Origin of the sequence: Pseudoalteromonas sp. MQS005 (assembly GCF_001661605.1) — a bacterium.
Classification (GTDB): Bacteria; Pseudomonadota; Gammaproteobacteria; order Enterobacterales; family Alteromonadaceae; genus Pseudoalteromonas; species Pseudoalteromonas tetraodonis.
Genome location: NZ_LYRQ01000034.1, coordinates 1 through 18,143, shown reverse-complemented (window position 1 = coordinate 18,143; position 18,143 = coordinate 1). Strand labels below are relative to the sequence as shown.

The following is an 18,143-nucleotide window of genomic DNA, read 5'->3' as shown; positions in this document are numbered from 1 at the left end:
AAAACGCTGGTTAAGTATATAAATTAGCTTAAAAGTGCTTAATAACCTTATTTTTACTTTTTTACGGGTGCTTCACTTACTTGTGTGTTTTGTAAATACCTAAATAATTCGCTTTGGCTTGATAAAACCAGTGTCGTATTTTTGCTAAGAGCAAGCTCATAGGCCTTCAAGGAACGAGTAAATGCATAAAATGCCACCGCTTGATCACTTTGATTATAAGCCGATGCGTAAATAGCAGCTGCTTTGGCATCAGCTAACCCGCGAATTTCTTCAACTTGACGGTATGCTTCTGATTGAATTTTATTTAAATCGCGCTCACGGTTGCCGCGTATTCGCGCGGCTTCTCCTTTTCCTTCTGACAAAAAGCGTTCGGCTATTTGGCGACGTTCGCTGATCATCCGCTCATAAATTTTAGGCCTCACACTTTCATTGTAATTAATTCGTTTAAAACGAATATCTAAAAGCGCAATGCCAAATACTTTGACCTTTTTAGTCGCTGCATTAAATATATCCTCTTCGATGAGCAAGCGGCCTATTTTTATAGGCACTAAGCTGCCAATGTTTTGTGCTTTTTCAGCCTCTGTTAGCAATTTATCTCGCAGCGGTTGGCGATTTTTAGTCGTACGAATAATCTCAATTAATTCATGCTTAGCAACTGCATTACGCGTTTCACTGCCAAAAATATCATCAAGTCTCGATTGCGCACTGCGCTCATCCCCTAAACGCAAAAAATATTGCAGTGCATCTGTTACCTGCCAACGAGCAAACAAGCTAACTGAAATATAGAGCTTGTCTTTGGTAGGCATATCAGAGGGTGTTCCCTCCCACTCTAATACCCGTTTATCAATAATATTAACTTGCTGAATAAAAGGCAGTTTAATTTTAATTCCCGCATCAGTTACCGGCTCGCCAACAGGGCGACCAAACTGAGTGATGATCACTTGCTCAACCTCATTCACCGTATATAACGCATTATTTAACGCCGCTAATAAAAAAGCGATTACAATACCAAGAATAAACAATAAAAAATGTCTCATGGTTGTTCACCTTTTAATGGCGTCAGGTTTAACAGCGGTAATACGTCGATAGCATTACTATCAATAATAATTTTATTATTAACTGTTGGCAGAACGTGTTGCATAGTCTCTAGATAAATTCGCCGACGAGTCACTTCGGGAGCTTGCATAAACTCTGCAAATAATGCATTAAAACGCAGTGTGTCGCCTTTTGCCTCGTTAATTCGTTTAATTCGATAACCATCGGCTTCGCGTATTCGCTGATCTCGCTCTCCTTCAGCCAAAGGAATAATGCGGTTATAGTCACGACGCGCTTCGTTGATCAGTTTTTCTTTTTCTTGTTGCGCCTGATTTACTTCGTTAAATGACGCTTGAACGGCTTTAGGCGGATTAATATTTTTTAATTGTACTTGGTCAATACTAATGCCCATCACGTACTTACTTGCCAGTGCTTGCATTTTGCGAAGCGCTTCAACTTCGATTTCTTGGCGACCAATAGTAATGACTTCATCCACAGTGCGATCGCCCACCACTTCTCGCATTACGGATTCCGACACATAACGTAACGTGCCCGCCGGATCGCGCACTTCAAATAAATATTTTTTAGGATCGGCTATCCGGTACTGAATAACCCACTCAACTAGCGCCGTATTTAAGTCACCGGTTACCATTTGGGTTTCCCCAATTTGGTTTCGTAGTATTACCGATTGACGCTGACGGAAAAAAACACTCTGGTTACCAATCGCCATATTTTGATTTGGATCGGTGGCGCCTGGGGTAGAAAAGCCAAACTCCTGTTTGAGCTGCCGTTTAGTGGGCACGATAGTTACCCTGTCAATCCCTAGGGGCAATTTGAAGTGTAAACCTGATGGTAAAACAGTAGAAAATTTACCAAATCTGAGTATCACGGCAACCGAGTCACTCGGCACAGTAAATAAAGCGGTATATATACTCATAATTAAAAATAATATAAACAATACGCTGAGTATGGCTTTATATTTTGCGTTAGCGAATAGCTGTTGATACTGATTTATAAAACGATTTATTACGTTAGCAAAGTCGCTGGGGCCGCGCTTGATGGCATGATGCTTGTCGTTATTTTCGCTGATAGGAGGCATAGCGTTCTCATAATGATTGAGAAATAGGGTCTAACAAAACATCATCAGGCCCTATTAGTATGAGGTATTATTGTCGCCGACGTCCTTGTTTAAACCTTATACTCCTTTAATTTGCGACAATAATGACTGTCGTTTTTAACACACAAAGAAAAATAAGACAGTGTTAGCTCAATATTAAATTGTTCAGACTCAATTACTTTTTCTCTGGTTTGATCGTCGATTTTTGCTTATCAGACTTTTGAGCCGGGTGCTTATTTGCCGCTTCTTTTTTGAGTGTTTCAGCAGACTTTTTATCGCCCGCGTTTTTATCATGAGTTGGATTTTGCATAATAACCTCTGAGTTCTCGCCAATTACGTGCATGTAAAAAGCCGAGACTTATAACTTACTGTAAAAAAAGCATAGGCTCTGTTCGTTACAGCACTTAAGGCTACTTTTTTAGTTTATAAAGCGGTTATTTAATTTAAATCAGGAAGGCGTAGCGTGGTAGCTACATCTAATTTAATGAGTATTGATTTTATATTCAACAGTTTAAAACGGGGACTTTGCGCTTTTTAAGCTACAAAAAAACCTGCACAACATAAGTAAATGCAGGTTTATTTAATAACTAACAAATAGCTTTATTCTTGAGCCACTAATCGCCTACCGCTAAATGCATGCATAAGCGTCATTCCATCGACTAAATCAAGCTCACCACCAACAGGAATACCATGAGCAATACGCGATGCACCCACATTGTTTTTGTGGCAAAGCTGAGCAATATAATGCGCCGTTGTTTCGCCTTCAACCGAAGGATTTGTGGCTAAAATGACTTCATTAATACCGCCTTGCGCAAGCTTTTGCTCGAGTACATCAAGGCCAATTTCTTTAGGCCCTATGCCATCAATCGGTGATAAATGCCCCATTAATACAAAGTAAAGCCCTTTGTATTGACCTGTTTGCTCAATGGCGAGTACATCCGTTGGCGATTCAACAACACATAAAATACCACTGTCTTGGCGTTTAGTGCTTAAGCAAATATCACACTGCGCCTGCTCGGTAAATGTGCGGCACGATTGGCAATGACCTACAGCGCTCATTGCTTTAGTCAAGGCATTACCAAGTTGAGCACCGCCTTTACGGTCGCGCTCTAACAAATGAAACGCAATACGCTGGGCAGACTTCGGACCGATGCCGGGCTGACAACGCAGTGCTTCAATAAGCGATGTTAAACTATCTGAAAGTTGCATAGTTGCTTAGAACGGCATTTTCATACCAGGTGGTAACTGCATACCGCCTGTCACTTTACCCATGCGTTCTTGCGTTTCATCGGCAACACGGCGCACAGCATCGTTACATGCTGCAGCTAATAAATCTTCAATCATGTCTTTGTCGTCTTCCATTAAGCTTTCATCAAGCTCAACACGGCGCACGTTGTGGTTACCAAGCATGGTTACTTTAACTAAACCGGCACCAGCTTCACCAACGACTTCCATTGTTGCGATTTCTTCTTGGGCTTTTTGCATGCGCTCTTGCATTTGCTGCGCTTGCTTCATCATGTTACCCATTCCACCTTTAAACATAATCGTCTCTCTTTCTTTTAATACATTAACTGAAGTATAAATAAGGGCACTGATAGTTAATTACAATGCCTGAATACTGTTTTCGTCAATTTCAGCGCTAAATAGCTGTTGAAATTGTACTATATTTTCATCGCTTGTGATCACATCAATCGCTTGCTGGTGACGACCTGCATCAATTTTTTGTTGAATTAGATAAGGCGAGTCAATCACCCCACTGGCAAAGTCGATATTTAGCTCAACGTTATGCCCATAAATAGTCGATAACGCCACATTTAACTTTTGGCGCAGCATAGGCGTATCTAAATGCTTTTGCGATTCATCGACTTCAATATGAAAATGATTGTCTTGCTTGGTAAAAATTGAATGCAAGGCAAACTGGCGCATGCGCCCGCCAAGCCCCATTCGCTTAATTAAATAAGCCCATTCATCTTGTTGATGGGCAAATCTAATTTCACTGATGGGGCTTTGAAAATCATCCGGCACCGGAATACTTGGTGCTTGTTCAACAACAGGAGCCGGTTTTTGCGGATTAATTTGCTCTAATAGCTCAGGTGCAAGATTTTCGGTAATTGTTTGATGCTTTGCTTTAAAGTCAACTTTATTTGCAGGTTTAGTGCTTACCTGTGGCTTGCTCCCTGACATGGGGAGCGCTGGCTTTTTTGGTAACTCATCACCCGCCTCACTATCCCATGGAGGCGGCTCCTGCGCTACAGCTTGAGGTGTATTGCTAATAGGTTTATCGACGGGCCTAGCAGGGGTCGATTTTGGCACAACAGGTTTTTCGGTTGCTGCGCTTGACAGTTTACCCGCACCGGAAATATTTCTGTCACGTAAAATACGCGCTATTGCAGACTGTGCACGTGCTTCTTGCTCGCCCATTGTTGGCGCTGAATGCTCAGTGCTACTAGGTACGTTTGATAGCTCAGGATTAAATCCTTGGTCAACCGCGCTACTCATTACATCATCGTATTGCGCTGCAATGGTTTGTTCTACATCGCTGTGCTGCATGTAGGCATCATCTTCGCTTTGACGCTGCGCTTGTTCATCGCTCATTGGCGTTGTATCAGACACGTTTGGCAGACTTTGCGTTGACTCTTGCTCAATGTGAGTCCGGCTATTATCAGAGCGCGAAACCTCAGGCTCAGCAGCCTCTATTGGCTGTGGATTATGTATTGATGGCTGACTTTCAGTGCTATTGCTCTGCGCTGGTTTATTTTTATTTAAAATATCACGCAATGCATTGGTACGCCCTGTGGCATTTTGCTCTGGCGCGGGTTGCGAGCTAGGTGCTGAATGCGTCGTTTGTGAGTGCTCAGGTTGAAATGCTAACAATCGTAGCATAATCATCTCAAACCCTAAGCGTGGCTCAGGCGCCCACTGTAAATCTTTTTTGCCATTCAGTAATAACTGATAATACACTTGAATTTGCTGAGCATGAGTGTGCGCTGCAACATGCTTAATGTAGTCAGCATTATTGCTATCAAGTGCTGCCGCTTCAGGCACTAATTGGCTTAATTGAATAATATGCGTAAGTGCAATTAAGTCATCAAGTAGTGCAATGTAATTAGGATTTCTGCTCGCGACTTGGGCAACTTCAGCCATTAAGGCTGCGCCATCCTGCGCGAGTAATGCAGCGAGTAAACTCTGACTATAATGGGTATCCATTAAACCAAGCATGGCTTGAACAGCTTGATTATTAATATCGCCATTTGTTTGGGCAATAGCCTGATCGGTCAGGCTCAGCGCATCTCGCATACTGCCATCGGCTGCTTTAGCAATAATACTTAGGGCATCATTATCAAAATTGAGATGCTCTTGTGTAAGAACATGCTCAAGCTGTTGCTTAATTTCAGCTTGCGACAAGGCATTTAAATTAAACTGTAAACAGCGCGATAAAATAGTTACCGGTAATTTTTGTGGATCGGTGGTCGCCAGTAAAAACTTTACATGCTCAGGTGGCTCTTCGAGCGTTTTTAATAAGGCATTAAAGCTGTGCTTTGACAACATGTGTACTTCATCAATTAAGTACACTTTATAGCGTCCGCGGGTTGGCGCATATTGAACGTTATCGAGTATTTCGCGAGTATCTTCAACTTTTGTGCGTGAGGCCGCATCTATTTCGAGTAAATCAATGTAGCGCCCTGCTTCTATATCAACACAGCTACTACATTGACCACATGGTGTGGCAGAAATGCCCTCATCACAATTTAAGCTTTTAGCAAAAATACGCGCAATGGTCGTTTTACCAACACCACGGGTTCCAGTGAATAAATAAGCGTGATGCAGTCTATTTTGACTCAGCGCATTAACCAGCGCTTGTTTAACATGAGACTGCCCAACCAATTCATGAAAGGTTTGAGGACGCCATTTTCTCGCTAGAACCTGATAACTCATCGATTATTCGCCTTCGAATTCAACCAATTTTAGGATTTTAATACCCATTTTTTCAACACGCTGCTCCCCACCTAGTTCAGGTAACGATACGACGAATGCTGCATCTGTGGCGTTGCCGCCTAATTTTGCAACCAACTTGGCTGTTGCTTCAATTGTACCACCGGTCGCCAACAAGTCGTCAACTAGCAATACTTTATCACCGGCTACAATCGCATCAGTATGAAGCTCTAATGTATCTTCACCATATTCGAGTTGGTAATCTTGGCGAATAACTTCGCGCGGTAATTTACCAGGTTTGCGAACAGGGATAAAAGGAATTCCCAAGGCATAAGATAGCGGTGCACCAAAAATAAAGCCACGCGATTCTGTGCCAATAATTTTAGTAAAACCTTGATCTTTATAGGCGTTAATAAATGCATCTATGGTTGCTTTAAACGCTTCAGGGTTTGCCATTAGGGTTGTTACATCGCGAAACATAATGCCCGCTTTAGGGTAATCAGCAATTGTAGTAATGCTGTTTTTGATAATTGCTGGTGTTACTTGAGTCATAATTTTAACTGCTCAATGGTTCATATTACAAAGCAGGTGATTATAACCTTAAGTGAGCGTAAATTGCGAGTTTGCGGTAGTTATAAAAATTCAGGAAGGGTAAACAAGATAAAAAAAATATAAGGCTGATGAAAACAACAGCCTTATGAAATAAAGCAAAAATTACGTCAAGCTGGTGATCCAACCTAAAATAGCATTTAAACACCCTATTCCAGCAAACACGGCTAAAAATGCAAAAAAGTAAGCCGCATTAAACGGGTCTTTAAACTCTTTATCATCTGACATCGGTACAACCTTTTATTAAGCACAACAAATAAAGGCGTTATAATAGACGATGTGAAATAATCTATAAAGAGCTTAATCTTGATTTTTTGTCACTATAATTTGACGCTGTGCCATAGCCGTTAGGGTACTTAATGCGCCTTGAGTTATTTGCTCAAGGCTAAATTGAGGTGCATTTTCACTGACTTGCTGGCAAACATGCGCAAATGTGCTTCCTGCGTTATTGTCAATAATAGACAACAGCATGGCGGTCATCGCATTAGTTGCTAAAAATTGTACTTCATCGTCTTTATCTCTGTACACCACAAAATAATGTGGCTGCTCAGAGGGCTGTTGCGGTTGAAACGCTTCGCTAATATGTTGTACGGGGAATTCATAGCTTAAGTTACGTGCCGTTTTAGATAAATATAAAGGGCTTTGGGTTAATTGATTCGTTACCAGTTCGCTCTCATCCAAGTCAGCCTGAGTTACCGATACATCAAGCTCAATCCATTCATAATGCGCCAGCGCTAGCATAAACACAGGGTCGCACTCTTTGGGCACATAACTTGTCATTAAATACGTTATAAACTCTTCAGCAATATCTAAAAAGTAAGGAGACTGGCAATCATGTTCACTAAAAAATTGACGTACCAGTAATAGCCACTGTTGCTCACTATAGAGTGTTTTTAAAACTGGAAATGCTGATGAAACAAACCCATTAATATTATTAAAAAAAAGCTCCCGATAAATAGCCATACGTCTGTCTTCAACATCTGCTGGGCAAGGGTTCGTGTTGGGCTGGCGAATATGAGCCATAAACTCATTTTGAATATCGATAAAACTCATAGTTAATACTCTTTTAAAACCATGCTGTTGTTATTACTAGCTGCATAGGACTGTTTAAGCACTTTGCTCAGTGGATAACAGCTGCAGGTGCTTTGCTTGTAATTGATGAATTATATCCAGCTCTTTGGTTAACACGTTAATAGGTGGAATATTAAAGTCCCGCTCTAACAGCGTCGGAAATACACCATGTGTTTCATAAGCGCTATCAAGCAACTGCCATACGGGATCAATAACATCGGCGCCATGAGTATCTATAATCAAGTCCTCGGCTTCGTTGTAATGCCCTGCAACATGGGCATAAGCAATTCGGTTAGTTGGCAATGCAGCTAAAAAGGCATGTGCATCGTAGCCATGATTAACTGAATTAACATAAATATTATTTACATCTAGTAGTAACTGGCAATCAGCCTGTTCTAAAATAGCGTTTGTAAATTCAAGCTCAGTTAACTGTTGTCCAGGCGCGCCATAATAAGACACATTTTCGAGCACAAGTGGTCGCTCTAATATATCTTGTACCTGTTTAACCCGAGAAACAACATGGTTAACCGCCTCCTCAGTGAAAGGGATCGGCATTAAGTCATACATGTGTCCTTTTCCTGAACAATAACTTAAATGCTCGCTGTATACTTTAATATTATGAGTATCAAAAAACGGTTTTAACGACTTTACAAATTCAAGGTCTAATGGCTCAGGCGAGCCAATGGAAAGTGACAAACCATGGCAAACAAAATAATTAGTATTGGTTAACTGTTTGAACTGCTTTTCAAAGCGTCCACCTAACTTTAACCAGTTTTCTGGGGCCACTTCCATAAACTCAATTTGTTTTGGTACAGCACCGTCTAGCTCATCTAGCATTTCTCTTCGCAAACCTAAACCGACCATGCCAAAGTTAGGCGTTTGAATGTGAGCCATAATAATACCTCCCGTTAAATAAAAAGGGCCTAATAGGCCCTATAGCTTAACGTATTTAAAAGAAAAGTTTAGTGACCACCGCATTTACCTTCGCCACATTTACCTTCTTTTTTGGTTTTAGCTTCACCGCATTTACCTTCGCCGCACTTGCCTTCTTTTTTGGCCTTAGCTTCGCCGCATTTACCTTCGCCGCACTTACCTTCTTTTTTGGCCTTAGCTTCACCGCATTTGCCTTCGCCGCACTTACCTTCTTTTTTGGCCTTCGCTTCGCCGCATTTACCTTCGCCGCACTTTCCTTCTTTTTTGGTTTTAGCTTCACCGCATTTACCTTCGCCGCACTTGCCTTCACCTGCGTCTAACTGGTAACCAGCAACCATTTGCTGAAATTCAAATGGGTTAGCTTGTACATCTGCACTGGCCATACTTGCACTACCAACAACCACTGCGCCGAGTGTTAATGCAATTGAATTTTTCTTTATTGTATTCATTTTTTATTACCTTCTAAACTTGTTGAACATCATTATACAAGTAGACCTGCATAAAACTAAAAACTTTCACATTATCTATTTTTTCAAAAATAACTTAGTAAACTAACTATGAACCCTAATAAGCGTTTTATCAATTTATGATTTACAGGTAAACTGGCGCTCTTTTTCAGTAATAAATTAATCACACTATGAAACTTGTTTTAGCACCTATGGAAGGTGTCGTTGACTTTAAAATGCGCCAACTACTCACCGACATAGGTGGCTTTGATCTTTGTGTGACTGAATTTATCCGCGTTGTAGATACTTGCTTGCCTGATAAAGTATTTCACCGTTATTGCCCTGAACTAAAAAATGCAGGGCTAACTCGATGTGGCACGCCAGTTCGAATTCAGTTATTGGGCCAAGTGGCTGACGTCCTAGCTGAAAATGCAGTAAAAGCAGTTGGCTTAGGCTCCCATGGTGTTGACTTAAACTTTGGCTGCCCGGCAAAAACGGTGAATAAAAGCAAAGGGGGCGCTGTTTTACTCAAAGACCCTGAACATATGTATTCAATAATTAAAACTGTAAGGGATGCCGTAGACGCTGAACACGAGGTAAGTGCAAAAATTCGCTTAGGTTTTGATGATGATAGTAATAGCCAAGAGATTGTCGATGCCGTTGTCAGTGCAGGTGCGAGCAGTATCGCCATTCATGCGCGAACTAAACGCGATGGCTATAACCCGCCTGCCTATTGGGAAAAAATCCCTCCTTTAGTTAAAGATAAACAAATTGCGGTGGTCGCCAATGGGGAGATTTGGCAGGTAGAAGATGCCCTTTTATGCCAAAAGCGCAGCGGTTGCACTGACTTAATGATTGGCCGTGGCGCCCTTTCACATCCTGATTTAGCTCGTAAAATTAAAGCTCATATTAATAATGAAGATTATAGTGAGTTAACGTGGGAAAATATTTTACACCATATTATTTACTCATCCATGCACCAAACCGCCAGTAAAGATACCAAGTACTTTGCCTCACGCACAAAACAATGGCTTGGTTATTTAAAACGTCAGTACCCACAAGCAGGACTATTATTTGACGAAATACGTCGTTTAAAAGCCAAAGATGAAGTGGCAGAGGTATTAAAAAAATATGCGAAAGCGCCACAATTTGATACAAATCATAACATCTAAGATAATCTAACTAGATAATAGCAGTATCACTGAGGACTAATTTAAGGGTTATACTGCTAATGCATCATCAGCAACGACTAAACGATGAAATTGAAAGTGTTAAAGCGACTATATTAGGCTTGCTATCACAATCTACACACCCTACACATCAAAATTTGCTTTGTATACTAACCCGTACCTCAAATGAAGAGTGGCTTGATATAGCAGCTCAGCAATTAGGCACCGAGTATAATCCCTTGATTGAGCGTATGAATAAGCTTGAAGCGGCAATAAGCCAAATTGACATTGGCCAGTATGGTTACTGTTGTGACTGTGAGGAAAAAATATCAGCGCAGCGCTTAGAGCAAGACCCTGCAGCGCAGCGATGTGATCAGTGCGCTAGTTAATAGCGCACTAAAGTTTAATTAAGTAGTTGTGGAGCAAAACTAAACGCTTGCCCTGGATAAAAAAGAATATCTTCAACTAATAAAGTCGCTTCCTCTTCACTTATGTTTAATCGTTTAAGTAAATTTAAGCGTGCTTGTGACAATGTCCAAGCGTGATAATGCACCCCTAGATCAGTCTCCATCATAGCCATATAGAGCAGTTCATCGGCTGGTTCTAATTGTGAAGCGTTAGCCCTCAGAGGTAATAGCGTATAACCCGTTAACCAGTCTAAACCCGCTATTTTCGAATCAGTTAAAAGTAATGTGGTAAGCTGTGAGGCATTTGAGGCTTCTACCGTTGTTTGCTGTTTTTGACTCTGCATTGATTTGAATTTGCTATCAATACGACTTAGCCACTCAAGCGGTGAGAGCACAGCATTTGCAAAATAATTTAATTTACTTTGATACCACTGACTGCCATTAGCAAGGCCTGATAAACCAATGCTGCCTCTTGGCTTATAGTCCGCCAAATAATTGTTTAACTCACTCAACGCTGCATTAAGTTCAACCGGTGTGTTAGTGCGATTTATGGCTTGTTGCACGTACTTTTTTAAATAACTATGTTCAACTTTATTTAGCTTTAAATTACTTTGCTCGGCAGCTTCTAGCTGAGATTTTACAAACCTTAACCATTGCTCAATATTTTTATACTGGGCATCATTTTTCGCCATAGTGAGCATATTAGCCAAAACATTTGTTTGTACAGGCCATGCAAAATAGCGCTCTGGGAATCGCTCAGCAATAACTAAATAATTAACTTGATTGGTTTGCTCTGCTGATAACTGCATTTGCATTAGCTGCTGATAAATCGCGTGGCGACGCTCTAAATAATCATCTGTAAAAGGGAGCTGCTCATTACTGAGCTGTGTAACCTGTGAATTCGGTTGCGCACTTAAAGCCGTATTAAGTGATATTAACGCGCTTTGCGCTTCTTCATAAGATGAAAATATATCTGTAGGCTTAGAGCAAGACGTTAACAGCAAACAAAATAGCAGTGAAATAATAGGCGTTTTTTTCATGTCAATTCCAATAAAAAAAGCCCCAATGGGGCTTTTTAAAAATACTAGAGTACATTAAATACTAAATTTTAACACCGTTGCGAGCGGCTTTATCTTTAATATATGTAGCCCAACCTTTAGCAAACCTACGTGTGCTTGGGTCGTCCATGGCTTTAGTAATAGCAGCATAAGCTTGCTTATACTTACCTTGGTAGTAAAACGCTTCAGCTAAATCTGAATAAATAGTGCCTTTTTTATCAGAGCCAAGCTCTAATGCTTTGTTCAAACGAACAACAGCAGCGCTGAATTTTTCAGATTGTAAAAGTAATGAACCTGCTTTGCGGTAGAGCTCAGCGTCGTCATCAAATTTAGCAGCTTCTTCGTAATACTTAGCAGCTTTCTCTATATCTTTCGAACGATGGTAGTTACTAGCAATCGCGCTAATATTTTGCTTAGTGCGTTTTACTTTCTCTTCTTTAACAGCCTTTTCAAGCGTTACTGCTGCTTTGTAAGGAATTTCGTTTAAAGAATAAAAGTTAGCCAGTACTTTGTATTCAACTTCGTTTTCGAAGTAACCATTCTTGTATGCAACTTCCATAGTTGCTAGACCTTTTTGGTAGTCTTCGGTTTGTAAATAATACTTACCTAAACCTACCCAAGACTTTTTGTCTTCAGGCCATACACGAACAATTTCTTCTGCAACTTTAACCATATCTTGATATTGCTTTTTCTCAAAATAGGCAGCTAATTTAAGTTGATAAGGAGCTTTATTTGGCTCTTCAGATAACTTAATTGCTTTGTTTGCCGGTTCAAGAACCTGATCAAATTGTTTAAGCTCATAGCTTGCTTGCGCAATACGAGTGTAAACTTTCGGGTCCTCTTCACCTGTGAAGTCCATCCAATCAGAATATGCTTGCTTGGCAGCACTGTATTGTTCAGTACCCGCATACATATCGCCCAAAGTTTTTAAACCTTGAGCCTGATCAGCAAAGTTCAATACATCCGGTGCAATCGCTGCTTTCATATACTTAATTGCAACTTTGTATTGCTCTTTTTGAGCGTACATGCTGCCTAAGTAACGATTAACAGTTGCTTTATCAAAGTCATTAGACGGATCTAACTCTTTCAATAACGCTATTGCACCATCAACATCATCTTCGTTATACAAATCAAACGCTTTAATTACTTTTTTACCAGTACGTTCGCCCATGATTTTAGTTTTTGCTTTCTTACGCTCTTCAATTTTCGCGTAATCTGGCGCCGCTAAAACAGGTGCAGTTAATGATGCACCTGACACAGACATAAGAATTGCAAGTGCAGTTACTTTAGAAAAATTTCTCATTACTCGCCTCCTTAGTTGCCTTGGTTAAGTTTAAAGTCTAGTTGAACTTGTAAACCAACTTGCTTTTGTGGTTTCCCGTCAATGATCTTAGGACGGTATTTCCACTTACGCAATGCACGTTTAGCTTCACGGTCAAAGATACGTTTTGGATCTGCGTCGATAACATCAACGTCAATCACGCCACCTAACTCATCAATTGTGAACGAAAGTTGAACCCAACCTTCTTTACCATCACGTGCTGCTTGTGTTGGATATTTTGGTTCAATACGAACGATAGGTGTCGCATCACCATCTCGTCCAAATGCACCTGGACCACTTAGTCCACCGGCCGTGCTTCCCACATCGATACTTGGCATATTAAATGACAAGCCACCAGTATTTGGGTTGCTATTTTCCGGCTGTGGCGGCTGCGGTTTAGGCGGCTGCTTTGGCGGTGGCGGAGGCGGAGGCGGTACACGCTTCCTCTCCTGCACCTTAGATTCAGGCGGATTCGTCATAATTTCGACTATGATCTGCTCTTTTTGTTCCGTATTACGGTCAGCCCCACCAGAGATGAGGTATGCCATGAAGTAGAACAAGCCGAAAGTAACTGCCCCACCTGCAATCAGTGAAAACAGAAAACGAATCATTACTGATCTCCAGCTATTGAAATTCTCAGGTTATCACCCGTCGCTTTAATCTGGTCCATCACTTTAACCACTGTGCCGTGTTTTGCTTCTTTATCAGCTTGCAAAATTACAACATCAGTAGGTTGTTCTGCTAATAAACTTTCGATTTTTGCTGAAACACGTTCAACATCAACTTGCTGTTTATCAATCCAGATTGCACCGTCACTGCGAATTGCAATAAAAATGTTAGCATTTTTTTGCTTCGTAGCTTGGGCAGCTTTTGGTTTATTGACCTCGATACCAGCCTCTTTAACGAACGATGTAGTTACGATAAAGAAAATAAGCATGATAAATACGATGTCAAGCATTGGCGTCATATCTACCGCTGCTTCTTCTTCTTCACGAAAACGTTGTTTACGTGCCATATTTAATTCTCTCTCTAGTGATGAGGCATACTATCTACAAGCTTGGCTTTCACCATTCTCGCTCTTGCCTCAAGGCGTGAGCTAAAGAATACCCCAGATAGTGCCGCAACCATTCCAGCCATTGTTGGGATTGTTGCCATTGATATGCCTGATGCCATTAAACGTGCATTACCTGTACCTTGGGTTGCCATGGTTTCAAAAACCGCGATCATACCAGTAACAGTACCAAGTAAGCCTATTAAAGGACATATAGCTACTAATGTTTTAATCAACAACATACGCTGATCTAATTTTTCAGACGCTTCAGAAATCCATGCTTCACGGATTCTGTGTGCGTACCAAGACGTAGTGTCTTGGCGGGCATCCCACTTAGCTACAATTTCCTTCGTTAAACGAGGAAACTCAGCAAGTAAGAACCAATAGCGCTCAATCATTAAAACCCACATAAGAAAGAGTGCTATCGCGACCACGTATAAAACCTGGCCGCCTGTGCCAACAAAATCCCTGATAGATTCCCAGATCTCCATCAGGACTAGCATTAGGCTTTCTCCTTCTCCGCGTGAGTCGCGATGATACCCGCGCTTTGCTCATCAAGGATATGTAGTACCGACTTACTACGACTTGCAACAATAGAGTGAAGTAGAATAAGTGGTAGAGCTGCAATTAGACCTAGCGCTGTAGTTACAAGTGCTAGAGAGATGTTACCAGCCATGATCTTCGGATCGCCCGTACCGAACAATGTGATTGTTTGGAACGTTAGGATCATACCGATTACCGTACCTAGTAGACCTAGTAATGGTGCGATAGCAGCAAGGATCTTGATGATGTTAATACCCGCTTCGATGCGTGGCGTTTCACGTAGAATCGCTTCATCAAGTTTAAGCTCAAGGTTTTCAACATCTTGGTTTTTGTTGTCAGAGTACACTTTAAGAATACGACCCAGTGGGTTATTTGTATTCGGTGTAGACAAGTTCTTAAGCTGACCTTTGATCTTAGAAGTAGTAAGCGCTAAATCAGCGAAACGTACTAAGAAGATTAAAAGACCTACAGCAAGTAATACAGTGATGATGTAACCAACTGTATCACCCTGATGGTAGTATTCCATAAGAGACTTTTTCTGCGTGTTGATACGTAAAATTGCACCACGTGTAGGATCCACGAATACGCCAGCGTAGTTATCAGCTGAAGTACCTTCTAGATCAGAAATACCTTTTAAGATATAGCTGTCAGGTTGCTTACCTAGAGGCTGGATAGATTTAGTCTCTGGTGAGTAGATTAAGTAGCCGTCGTCTGTAACTAAGTTGAAGTTACCGATACGTGTTACTTTTTTCATTGACGGGTTACCGTCAAGACCTGCAACTTCAGTTTCAAACGTTGAAACTTTTGCTGATTCAGTCATTTCTGTTTGAAGTGAAATCCAAAGTTCTTCTAACTCACGAACTGTTGGAAGTTCTTTAGCTGCTGCTAATGAACGAAGTACTTCAGCACGACCTGGTTTTTCAGCACTTACTAAAGATGCTTCAATTGAACCAATCGCGTCAGCTGCTGCACGACGAACAACACCAAACATTTCACCTAACGTACCTTGCGCGTTTTGAAGAGCTTGCTCTTTTTCCGCTAAAGTATTTTCGTTTTGTGCATATTCTTTGCTAAGACGATCACCACGTGCTTTTTCAGCAGCTAATTGGCTTTTCGCTTTGTTAAGTAACGCTTGCTTATCAGCACGATCTGATAAGAACTCTTGTTCACGTTGCTTATTGATTTTCCCTTCAGAAATACGCTCTTGCTTTACTTGCTCAAGAATTTTATCTAAAGCATCAGTATTTGCATGTGCATTAAGCGCGGTACCGGCAGAAACAGACAGTACTGCTGCAACAGCAAAACCTTTAAATAGTTTCTTCATTATTGATTACTCCGCGCCAAAAATTGGTAGTTTAACAAGTTCTAGTGTGGCTTGCTTACGCGCCATACGGATCACTTCTTTAACAGGTTTTAGGTATTCTTCACCTAATTCTTTCCACTGTTTAGTGTTGTTATCCCACACCCAAGCGTGTTTTAGATCGAATGATTGCGCTACATAAGTGATACGACCTAAACGACCGATATCAACGTTAATGCTACGACCATCAACATCTAAAGTACCTTGAGAAGCAGTTACAGCTGAACTGTATGCTGTTTCAACAGTGTACGCTTCAAGTACCTGACGGAACTTCTCAGACGTTGTTACAGATGCAGATGCCATGATCTCACGTAATCTTTCAACACGTCCAAGACGAGTTTCAAGGTTAAATGGAACGTCCGCTTTGATGAATTGCTCAAGCGTATCGATCATGCGATACATCAAAGGCACAACGTTTTGTTTAGTGTTATCGATAGTCGCGATTTGACGATCGAACGATGCGATAGACGCATTTTGGTCAGCGACCAAACGTGCTACGTGATCGTTGTACACTTTCATAAGTTCAGTCTCATCAACGATGCTACGGTACTCAGCGATTAGCTCCTGAGTTTGACCATATACATTGTCAATTTTAGTTTGAGACTTAACCGCAGCCTTTTGAATTGTTTGACCTGCTTTTTGCACGTCATTCAAAGGATCTGCAATCACATTGCTGCTTGCAAATGCAAAAGCGCCAACCAACGCAGTTGCTACAAGACTCTTTCTGATTTTAACAGACATAGTTCCCAACCAATTAAGTAATGTTACTTTTATAATTTAATTATCAACCCGCAAGGGGAAGACAACCCTGATATCTTTTAATAGATATCAACTTACCAATAATGCTAAATGCATTAAGTCATGTCAACTTCATGTTTCGCATAACCTATAAATAAATCAGCTTGTTTGTAAGATATTTAAAGGGCTCACACAAAAAAATTAACATTATCGTAACTAACGTGACAAATGCAATTTCAGCAAAGCCAGATATAGTAAGAATACTGATAAACCACCTAGTTAAAGTAAACAAAAATATAACATTTAAAATTAACTTAATCGTGGCTGAAAAAAAATTAAAAATAAGCTTATTTTCTGTCCCGAATATTCTTTTTTAGTGGTTTTTGAGACTTTTTAAGCTAAAAATACAGCTAATCGTTATTATTCGCGCATTCGTCGCATAGTAATAAGGACGTGCCGATTATCTAAAAAGCAATACAAAGGAGGGGAAATAGATTACAAAGAATCATTTTTATTAACACCTGTGTTTTTTGTTTCTACTGATCATTAATATCCTGCCGATTTTTTATATTTCTCCATGGAGAAATATCAATCTTACGCACTTTTATGAACTCAATATAATTAAACTCACATCAAGCAGTAGACTAAATTTAAATCGCAAGGCGATCATTGGCCAACAACGGACTAGCGCATAAAGGTTTACGTTTAATTTGGTATATCGGAGTTAAAAATATGAATAACGGATATCAGAAATGAAAGGCAATACAGAGAGATTAAAAATAGAGTTGAAAATTATTTAAGAATTATGGTGAAACAGGTTAGTGTTTCACCACGATGAACTTAGGTTCACATAATAAATTATGCTACTTCTACGTTCTCAGCTTCAGGGCCTTTTTGACCTTGCTTGATGCTGAAAGTCACTGCTTGACCTTCGCTAAGAGTGCGAAAACCAGAACCAGTGATTGCGCTGAAATGTACAAACACGTCAGGACCATTTTCTTGTTCAATGAAACCAAAGCCTTTAGCTTCGTTGAAAAATTTTACTTTACCAGTAACCGACATACTAAATTTTCCTGTAAGTCAATAATTAAAATTCAGCCATATAATTATGGCAATATCCTCCCTGAGTCAATGCCCAAAAAACTGGAGGTGATAGTACAGGAAGAAGTAATAACCAAACCGGTAACCTTAAACGCAGCACAATACCGTAATTCAATACGCAAAAACTCAAAGCCAATTAAGATTAACACATTAAAATTTTTTTAGCTCTATTAATTAGGATTTATTTTTGAAGTTTCATTGTTTTACTAACAACGGTGTAACCTTTTAATTTTTATAGAAAATAACAAGCA

The 18,143-nt window shown here is 40.4% G+C and carries 21 protein-coding genes; 2 read left to right on the top strand and 19 right to left on the bottom strand.

The window, feature by feature from the left end:
* Positions 1-53: 53 nt before the first annotated feature.
* The 11 genes from hflC to A9479_RS12580 form a co-directional block, all read right to left on the bottom strand.
* Complete coding sequence (gene hflC, locus A9479_RS12620) at positions 54-1,037, bottom strand: protease modulator HflC (protein WP_064663584.1); 984 nt, start codon at positions 1,035-1,037, stop codon at positions 54-56.
* Positions 1,034-2,134 carry an FtsH protease activity modulator HflK gene (hflK, locus tag A9479_RS12615; protein ID WP_064663583.1) on the bottom strand — a complete coding sequence of 367 codons (1,101 nt, stop codon included), beginning with the start codon at positions 2,132-2,134 and terminating at the stop codon, positions 1,034-1,036. Before hflK ends, hflC begins: the two co-directional genes overlap by 4 nt.
* 193 nt (positions 2,135-2,327) lie before the next feature.
* On the bottom strand, positions 2,328-2,462 hold the full coding sequence (locus tag A9479_RS20185) for a hypothetical protein (RefSeq protein WP_268746942.1): 135 nt from the start codon (positions 2,460-2,462) through the stop codon (positions 2,328-2,330).
* Between the two features lie 290 nt (positions 2,463-2,752).
* The gene (gene recR / locus A9479_RS12610; RefSeq protein ID WP_028835061.1) at positions 2,753-3,361 is read right to left on the bottom strand and encodes a recombination mediator RecR; all 609 of its coding nucleotides are present in this window, start codon (positions 3,359-3,361) and stop codon (positions 2,753-2,755) included.
* A gap of 6 nt (positions 3,362-3,367) precedes the next feature.
* Positions 3,368-3,694 (bottom strand): YbaB/EbfC family nucleoid-associated protein, encoded by a 327-nt coding sequence (locus A9479_RS12605; RefSeq protein WP_013465191.1) that lies wholly within the window; start codon positions 3,692-3,694, stop codon positions 3,368-3,370.
* A gap of 60 nt (positions 3,695-3,754) precedes the next feature.
* The gene (gene dnaX / locus A9479_RS12600) at positions 3,755-6,088 is read right to left on the bottom strand and encodes a DNA polymerase III subunit gamma/tau (RefSeq protein ID WP_064663582.1); all 2,334 of its coding nucleotides are present in this window, start codon (positions 6,086-6,088) and stop codon (positions 3,755-3,757) included.
* A gap of 3 nt (positions 6,089-6,091) precedes the next feature.
* On the bottom strand, positions 6,092-6,637 hold the full coding sequence (gene apt, locus A9479_RS12595) for an adenine phosphoribosyltransferase (protein WP_013465193.1): 546 nt from the start codon (positions 6,635-6,637) through the stop codon (positions 6,092-6,094).
* 162 nt (positions 6,638-6,799) lie between these two features.
* On the bottom strand, positions 6,800-6,922 hold the full coding sequence (locus A9479_RS20180) for a hypothetical protein (RefSeq protein WP_255314607.1): 123 nt from the start codon (positions 6,920-6,922) through the stop codon (positions 6,800-6,802).
* 72 nt (positions 6,923-6,994) lie between these two features.
* Positions 6,995-7,747, bottom strand: coding sequence for a DUF2063 domain-containing protein (locus tag A9479_RS12590; protein ID WP_036954349.1), 753 nt, complete (start codon positions 7,745-7,747; stop codon positions 6,995-6,997).
* Positions 7,748-7,801: 54 nt separating this feature from the next.
* A complete protein-coding gene (locus A9479_RS12585; RefSeq protein WP_064663581.1) occupies positions 7,802-8,659 on the bottom strand; it encodes a DUF692 domain-containing protein in 858 nt (285 codons plus the stop codon).
* 68 nt (positions 8,660-8,727) lie between these two features.
* Positions 8,728-9,147 (bottom strand): hypothetical protein, encoded by a 420-nt coding sequence (locus tag A9479_RS12580; RefSeq protein WP_035113244.1) that lies wholly within the window; start codon positions 9,145-9,147, stop codon positions 8,728-8,730.
* Positions 9,148-9,335: 188 nt separating this feature from the next.
* Here A9479_RS12580 and A9479_RS12575 point away from each other — a divergent pair, with 188 nt between their 5' ends.
* Entirely contained in the window at positions 9,336-10,316 is a 981-nt protein-coding gene (locus A9479_RS12575) for a tRNA-dihydrouridine synthase (protein ID WP_028835056.1), read from the top strand.
* A gap of 59 nt (positions 10,317-10,375) precedes the next feature.
* Positions 10,376-10,702 carry a TraR/DksA C4-type zinc finger protein gene (locus tag A9479_RS12570; protein ID WP_013465198.1) on the top strand — a complete coding sequence of 109 codons (327 nt, stop codon included), beginning with the start codon at positions 10,376-10,378 and terminating at the stop codon, positions 10,700-10,702.
* A gap of 14 nt (positions 10,703-10,716) precedes the next feature.
* On the opposite strand, the gene A9479_RS12565 is transcribed toward A9479_RS12570, so the two are convergent.
* The 8 genes from A9479_RS12565 to A9479_RS12530 all read right to left on the bottom strand — a co-directional run bounded on the left by A9479_RS12565 (position 10,717) and on the right by A9479_RS12530 (position 17,853).
* Positions 10,717-11,760 (bottom strand): hypothetical protein, encoded by a 1,044-nt coding sequence (locus A9479_RS12565; RefSeq protein WP_028835055.1) that lies wholly within the window; start codon positions 11,758-11,760, stop codon positions 10,717-10,719.
* Between the two features lie 61 nt (positions 11,761-11,821).
* Positions 11,822-13,081 (bottom strand): tetratricopeptide repeat protein, encoded by a 1,260-nt coding sequence (locus tag A9479_RS12560; protein ID WP_028835054.1) that lies wholly within the window; start codon positions 13,079-13,081, stop codon positions 11,822-11,824.
* A gap of 11 nt (positions 13,082-13,092) precedes the next feature.
* On the bottom strand, positions 13,093-13,710 hold the full coding sequence (locus A9479_RS12555; protein ID WP_008109338.1) for an energy transducer TonB: 618 nt from the start codon (positions 13,708-13,710) through the stop codon (positions 13,093-13,095).
* On the bottom strand, positions 13,710-14,114 hold the full coding sequence (locus A9479_RS12550) for a biopolymer transporter ExbD (protein WP_006792384.1): 405 nt from the start codon (positions 14,112-14,114) through the stop codon (positions 13,710-13,712). Before A9479_RS12550 ends, A9479_RS12555 begins: the two co-directional genes overlap by 1 nt.
* Before the next feature lie 14 nt (positions 14,115-14,128).
* Complete coding sequence (locus A9479_RS12545; protein ID WP_008109346.1) at positions 14,129-14,653, bottom strand: MotA/TolQ/ExbB proton channel family protein; 525 nt, start codon at positions 14,651-14,653, stop codon at positions 14,129-14,131.
* Complete coding sequence (locus A9479_RS12540; RefSeq protein WP_028835053.1) at positions 14,653-16,017, bottom strand: MotA/TolQ/ExbB proton channel family protein; 1,365 nt, start codon at positions 16,015-16,017, stop codon at positions 14,653-14,655. The genes A9479_RS12545 and A9479_RS12540 overlap by 1 nt, the downstream gene beginning before the upstream one ends.
* A gap of 6 nt (positions 16,018-16,023) precedes the next feature.
* A complete protein-coding gene (locus A9479_RS12535) occupies positions 16,024-16,794 on the bottom strand; it encodes a DUF3450 domain-containing protein (RefSeq protein ID WP_013465204.1) in 771 nt (256 codons plus the stop codon).
* A gap of 855 nt (positions 16,795-17,649) precedes the next feature.
* A complete protein-coding gene (locus A9479_RS12530) occupies positions 17,650-17,853 on the bottom strand; it encodes a cold-shock protein (protein WP_004588138.1) in 204 nt (67 codons plus the stop codon).
* Positions 17,854-18,143: the final 290 nt, after the last annotated feature.

Bases quoted from the DNA above. Each gene is read 5' to 3' on its own strand.
- hflC (WP_064663584.1), bottom strand. From the start codon at position 1,037: ATGAGACATTTTTTATTGTTTATTCTTGGTATTGTAATCGCTTTTTTA.
- hflK (WP_064663583.1), bottom strand. From the start codon at position 2,134: ATGCCTCCTATCAGCGAAAATAACGACAAGCATCATGCCATCAAGCGC.
- A9479_RS20185 (WP_268746942.1), bottom strand. From the start codon at position 2,462: ATGCAAAATCCAACTCATGATAAAAACGCGGGCGATAAAAAGTCTGCT.
- recR (WP_028835061.1), bottom strand. From the start codon at position 3,361: ATGCAACTTTCAGATAGTTTAACATCGCTTATTGAAGCACTGCGTTGT.
- A9479_RS12605 (WP_013465191.1), bottom strand. From the start codon at position 3,694: ATGTTTAAAGGTGGAATGGGTAACATGATGAAGCAAGCGCAGCAAATG.
- dnaX (WP_064663582.1), bottom strand. From the start codon at position 6,088: ATGAGTTATCAGGTTCTAGCGAGAAAATGGCGTCCTCAAACCTTTCAT.
- apt (WP_013465193.1), bottom strand. From the start codon at position 6,637: ATGACTCAAGTAACACCAGCAATTATCAAAAACAGCATTACTACAATT.
- A9479_RS20180 (WP_255314607.1), bottom strand. From the start codon at position 6,922: ATGTCAGATGATAAAGAGTTTAAAGACCCGTTTAATGCGGCTTACTTT.
- A9479_RS12590 (WP_036954349.1), bottom strand. From the start codon at position 7,747: ATGAGTTTTATCGATATTCAAAATGAGTTTATGGCTCATATTCGCCAG.
- A9479_RS12585 (WP_064663581.1), bottom strand. From the start codon at position 8,659: ATGGCTCACATTCAAACGCCTAACTTTGGCATGGTCGGTTTAGGTTTG.
- A9479_RS12580 (WP_035113244.1), bottom strand. From the start codon at position 9,147: ATGAATACAATAAAGAAAAATTCAATTGCATTAACACTCGGCGCAGTG.
- A9479_RS12575 (WP_028835056.1), top strand. From the start codon at position 9,336: ATGAAACTTGTTTTAGCACCTATGGAAGGTGTCGTTGACTTTAAAATG.
- A9479_RS12570 (WP_013465198.1), top strand. From the start codon at position 10,376: ATGCATCATCAGCAACGACTAAACGATGAAATTGAAAGTGTTAAAGCG.
- A9479_RS12565 (WP_028835055.1), bottom strand. From the start codon at position 11,760: ATGAAAAAAACGCCTATTATTTCACTGCTATTTTGTTTGCTGTTAACG.
- A9479_RS12560 (WP_028835054.1), bottom strand. From the start codon at position 13,081: ATGAGAAATTTTTCTAAAGTAACTGCACTTGCAATTCTTATGTCTGTG.
- A9479_RS12555 (WP_008109338.1), bottom strand. From the start codon at position 13,710: ATGATTCGTTTTCTGTTTTCACTGATTGCAGGTGGGGCAGTTACTTTC.
- A9479_RS12550 (WP_006792384.1), bottom strand. From the start codon at position 14,114: ATGGCACGTAAACAACGTTTTCGTGAAGAAGAAGAAGCAGCGGTAGAT.
- A9479_RS12545 (WP_008109346.1), bottom strand. From the start codon at position 14,653: ATGCTAGTCCTGATGGAGATCTGGGAATCTATCAGGGATTTTGTTGGC.
- A9479_RS12540 (WP_028835053.1), bottom strand. From the start codon at position 16,017: ATGAAGAAACTATTTAAAGGTTTTGCTGTTGCAGCAGTACTGTCTGTT.
- A9479_RS12535 (WP_013465204.1), bottom strand. From the start codon at position 16,794: ATGTCTGTTAAAATCAGAAAGAGTCTTGTAGCAACTGCGTTGGTTGGC.
- A9479_RS12530 (WP_004588138.1), bottom strand. From the start codon at position 17,853: ATGTCGGTTACTGGTAAAGTAAAATTTTTCAACGAAGCTAAAGGCTTT.